6 protein-coding genes are annotated in these 3967 nt (G+C 40.2%); 5 read left to right on the forward strand and 1 reads right to left on the reverse strand.

The window, feature by feature from the left end:
* Window positions 1-225, forward strand: a 225-nt coding sequence (locus Q8907_13860) for a hypothetical protein (protein ID MDP4275355.1), incomplete at its 5' end; no start/stop codon positions are given.
* Entirely contained in the window at window positions 207-638 is a 432-nt protein-coding gene (locus Q8907_13865) for a DUF3795 domain-containing protein (protein MDP4275356.1), read from the forward strand. The genes Q8907_13860 and Q8907_13865, both read left to right, overlap by 19 nt.
* A gap of 210 nt (window positions 639-848) precedes the next feature.
* Here the strand turns inward: Q8907_13865 and Q8907_13870 are convergent, their stop codons facing one another.
* Window positions 849-1484, reverse strand: a complete 636-nt coding sequence (locus Q8907_13870; GenBank protein MDP4275357.1) for a MarR family winged helix-turn-helix transcriptional regulator — start codon at window positions 1482-1484, stop codon at window positions 849-851.
* Window positions 1485-1610: 126 nt separating this feature from the next.
* Here Q8907_13870 and Q8907_13875 point away from each other — a divergent pair, with 126 nt between their 5' ends.
* From Q8907_13875 to Q8907_13885, 3 genes are all read left to right on the forward strand, one after another.
* Complete coding sequence (locus Q8907_13875) at window positions 1611-2309, forward strand: ABC transporter ATP-binding protein (GenBank protein ID MDP4275358.1); 699 nt, start codon at window positions 1611-1613, stop codon at window positions 2307-2309.
* A 12-nt stretch (window positions 2310-2321) separates the two neighbouring features.
* On the forward strand, window positions 2322-3248 hold the full coding sequence (locus tag Q8907_13880) for an efflux RND transporter periplasmic adaptor subunit (GenBank protein MDP4275359.1): 927 nt from the start codon (window positions 2322-2324) through the stop codon (window positions 3246-3248).
* A gap of 6 nt (window positions 3249-3254) precedes the next feature.
* A partial coding sequence (locus Q8907_13885) for an ABC transporter permease (GenBank protein MDP4275360.1) occupies window positions 3255-3967 on the forward strand: 713 nt, incomplete at its 3' end.

Raw genomic sequence — 3967 nt, forward strand, 5'->3', positions numbered from 1 at the left:
ATTGCAAAAATTGACAAAGACCAGTTGATCAGGCAATTTGGAAATGAAATTTCCAGGTTATCCCGCAGGACGATAGAGAATAAGGAACTGGCTAAATCTGCCGGCCTTGCCGAATTATTCCGGAAATTTGACGAAGAAACTATTGGGAAAAATTTGTATAAAGGTTGTCACAAATTTTTTGTTTTCTCCACTAAAGGTTTAATATCATGGATTATAAAAATTTAACCGCCCCTTGCGGCAGGGATTGCTTTAATTGTTATTTTTATTTAGCTTCTAATGACGAGAAGCTAAAACATATGATGGCTTCGAAATTGAATTTAGACCCTGAAAAGGTCGTTTGTACAGGATGCAGGAATATCAAGGGCGACTGTCAGGTTCTCAGAAATTATGGATTTAGCGGAAAATGTAAGATTTATCAATGTGTTGAGAAAAACAAGGTTGAATTTTGCAGCGATTGTTCCGATTTTCCTTGCGATTTACTTCAACCCTTAGCCGATGGAGCCGACAGGTTCCCGCATAATTTGAAAGTATTCAACTTGTGCATGATCAAAAAAATGGGCCTGGATAACTGGGCGAAAAATAAGTCTAAACAAATATTTGACCGCTATTACCACGATAAGTTAGACACCTGTATATAAACAAAATGAATGTCTGTAAAAATACCATTTTAAATAATTTTGTAGAAAATTAAAAATTAATTTAATATATTTTGTTAAGAAATTTCCAGATAAAGCGAGTTGTATACAATATTTCATGTATGATTTTAAAAAAATTAAAATAACACTCTAATTATGATACAGCTTCGCAATCCGTTTTGTATTATCTGGAACATATTTTAATCAATGTTATTATGAATCAGTTGATTTAATTTTAGGCATTTCGGACAAAATATCATCAATGCCAGCGTTTTTCTGCCCGATAAAGATATTGTAGTGGTAGTCGCATAAGGTCGAAAGCGAACAGTTAAGGCTTGCTTTCTCACCATCTGAAAGAGGGCCCGAAAGCAGGATGGCAGCCTTGCATAGTTCTGGAAAAATCTTATTTATCTCAGCTTTCCCTTGTTCAGTAATAGAAACACGCATACTTCGCTTGTCGGCCAGATCCTTCTGCTGTTTTATCAGATGCGATTTCAGCAATCGCCTGATCACTTCGTTTCCCGATGTCTTTTCCATGGCATTCATATTATTCAGTTCAGTCTTTGTAAGGCTCTCATTATAAAAAAGACATATCAGGTAAGAGTATTCGTCAATGGTCTGCAACGAAGAATTCTTCAGCACTTTCTTCAAATAAAATTTAGAATAGCGATGAAGCAGGCTTACATTCTTGGAAATATTGATAATCATCTTGTCGTCTTTTCGCTGAACAGGAAGGCGGTTCAAATAGGCAATAAAATCATTCAGGGTAAGTGCCTCGCTTTCAGGAACCGAAGCATCGAAAGTTTCGACCAATCCTATTAATTCCTGCAACAACTCTTTGGTTCGCATATGGGATGAATAATTAAATTAGAACATAAATGTATTAATAATCTAAAATATTTACAATAATTTTTAATTTATTTTTGAAATTAGAACGATATTGTATTAAATTTACATCTCGAAAAATAAAATAAGATGACAGTAGCGGCAAGTCTTTCAGCGGCAGGAAAAACATACACGGCGGGTGATACCTCTATTATTGCCCTGCAGCCAACTACTATTGGATTTCGTAAAAAGGAACTTACACTTATTGTGGGCCCTTCGGGTTCGGGAAAAACAACGTTGCTTTCTCTTCTGGGATGCGTGATTTATCCTTCACAGGGAGATGTATGGCTTGAAGGTACACGCGTAAATACTTTATCGGAAAATAAACTGGCTGAAATAAGGCTCAAAAAGATTGGTTTTGTATTTCAGGGATTTAACCTGCTTGCACCACTCAACGGGCTTGAGAATGTCATGTTGCCGCTTCTGATGCAGGGTGTTCCCCGTAAAGAAGCCAGGAACAAAGCGCTGAATTTACTTCATGAGTTCGGAATGAGCGACAGAATAAAAAATTTACCCCGTGAGCTGAGTGGCGGGCAGCAACAGCGCATTGCCATCGCAAGGGCGTTGATTACAAATCCCGGCTTGATCTTATGCGACGAACCTACTGCCGCTCTTGACCATAAAAGTACTCTTCAGGTAATGGATAATCTGTGTAAACTGAAAGAAAATGACTGTGCCGTAATCATTGTTACACACGATGTGCGGCTCAAAAAATATGCCGACCGTACCATTTATGTGACAGATGGCAGCATAAGCGAAACTCCCCTAAAAGAAAGTTTTGATAATTAAAAATATCATATTATGGACAAAACACTGATTTTTGTGCTCGTAACCCTGATTATGGCAGGTTGTGCAAAAAAACAAGTCCGGCAACCTGAAAAGGAAGTCCTGCCCGTTACACAAATAATCGGTATCGGTAAAATCATTCCTGAAGGGGGAATCAGCGAACTGGCATCTCCTGCTTCGGGTATTGTTACCGAATTACCTGTAGCTGAAGGCAGCAAAGTAAAAAAAGGCGAGGTACTGATTCAACTCGCTAATGCAGAGCAGGCGTTAGCTGTTTTGGAAATTGACAAAAAAATTACGTCGCAGCAAAAATCCATTGAGTCGGAAAGATGGCTTATCGAACAAAAAAAAATAGCCATGGCCGATAAGCTGAGAAAGCTGACCGATGCAAAGGACCTTTTAAAATCAGGGGCAACAACCGGTGAAAATGTCCGTACGCTGCAAAACGATTATGACCAGGCGTCACAGGAGATGAAAAAGCTGGAAAATGATTTAGCCATGCAGCAGTCACAGCTCAACGAAATATCCGCACAAAAGGCAATAAAGAAATATAACCTTCAGCAGACCACTCTCAAGGCTCCCATGGATGGAATTATATTGGACATCCTCCCTAAAGCGGGAGAAGCCCTGAGCCAATATCAAACTTATGCCCGCCTGGCTCCCGATAAGCCATTGATTGTTCAGGCTGAAATTGATGAAATGTTTGCAGGGAAGCTGGCCCTTGGCCAAAAATGCTCAGTTCGCCTTTCCGGCGAAAATAAACAGGTAGCAAGCGGCAAGGTTATTCATATTTCTGCTGACCTGAAAAAAAAATCTTTGTTCTCCGACAGCCGTGACGATTTGGAAGACCGCCGGGTAAGAGAAGTGGAAATATCACTGGATTCTGTTTCCAGGCCACTGCTGATCAACACAAAAGTAGAATGTACCATACAGATCAAATAGTACAGCATGTTTGCAACTGCTTTTAAATTCATCCGTTACGAAAGGGCCAAGAGCCTGGGGATATTACTGGCTATTATTATTAGCATTTACCTGATTGGACTGGAGTTGGGTATTTTTTTCTATCTTTCTTCGCTAATTGGGGGAATTGTAAACAATGCCAATCCGGAATATGCCCAGGTTTTTGTGGTCAACAAACGTACAAATAATGCCAACCAACTGGCACCTTTCGATACACATTGGGTAAATCAGCTTCGCAGTGTACCGGGAGTTAATGGCGCCTATGGAATTGTTATGGCTAATGTTAGCATCAGGTTTCCCAATGGGGATAATTCTCCTGCCATGGTTGTGGGAAGCGATTATCCTGAAATGGCGGCAGGGCCTTCGGATAAATTGCTAAACTCTGGTACCATGCAGGACCTGATTGCCCCGGGAACCGTTTCAGCCGATTTTTATGACAACAGGACTTTTCACTACGATGTAAAAAAGGGAACGACCTTCGAAATCAACGGAAAAATAGCCACTGTAGGAGTCACTACTAAAAATGCCAAAGGTTATTCAACGCCGCTTTTATACACTACTTTATCCAAAGCCCGCTTTTTTTCAGGGGTTTCCGAAAACCTGGTAAACGGGGTAATTGTTTCAGTTCATGATCCCATGAAGATTGATCTGGTTGTAAACCGGATAAACCGCATGGCACCTGACCTGAAAGCCTGGCGGGC

It is taken from the genome of Bacteroidota bacterium (assembly GCA_030706565.1).
In the GTDB taxonomy this organism is placed as follows: Bacteria; Bacteroidota; Bacteroidia; order Bacteroidales; family JAUZOH01; genus JAUZOH01.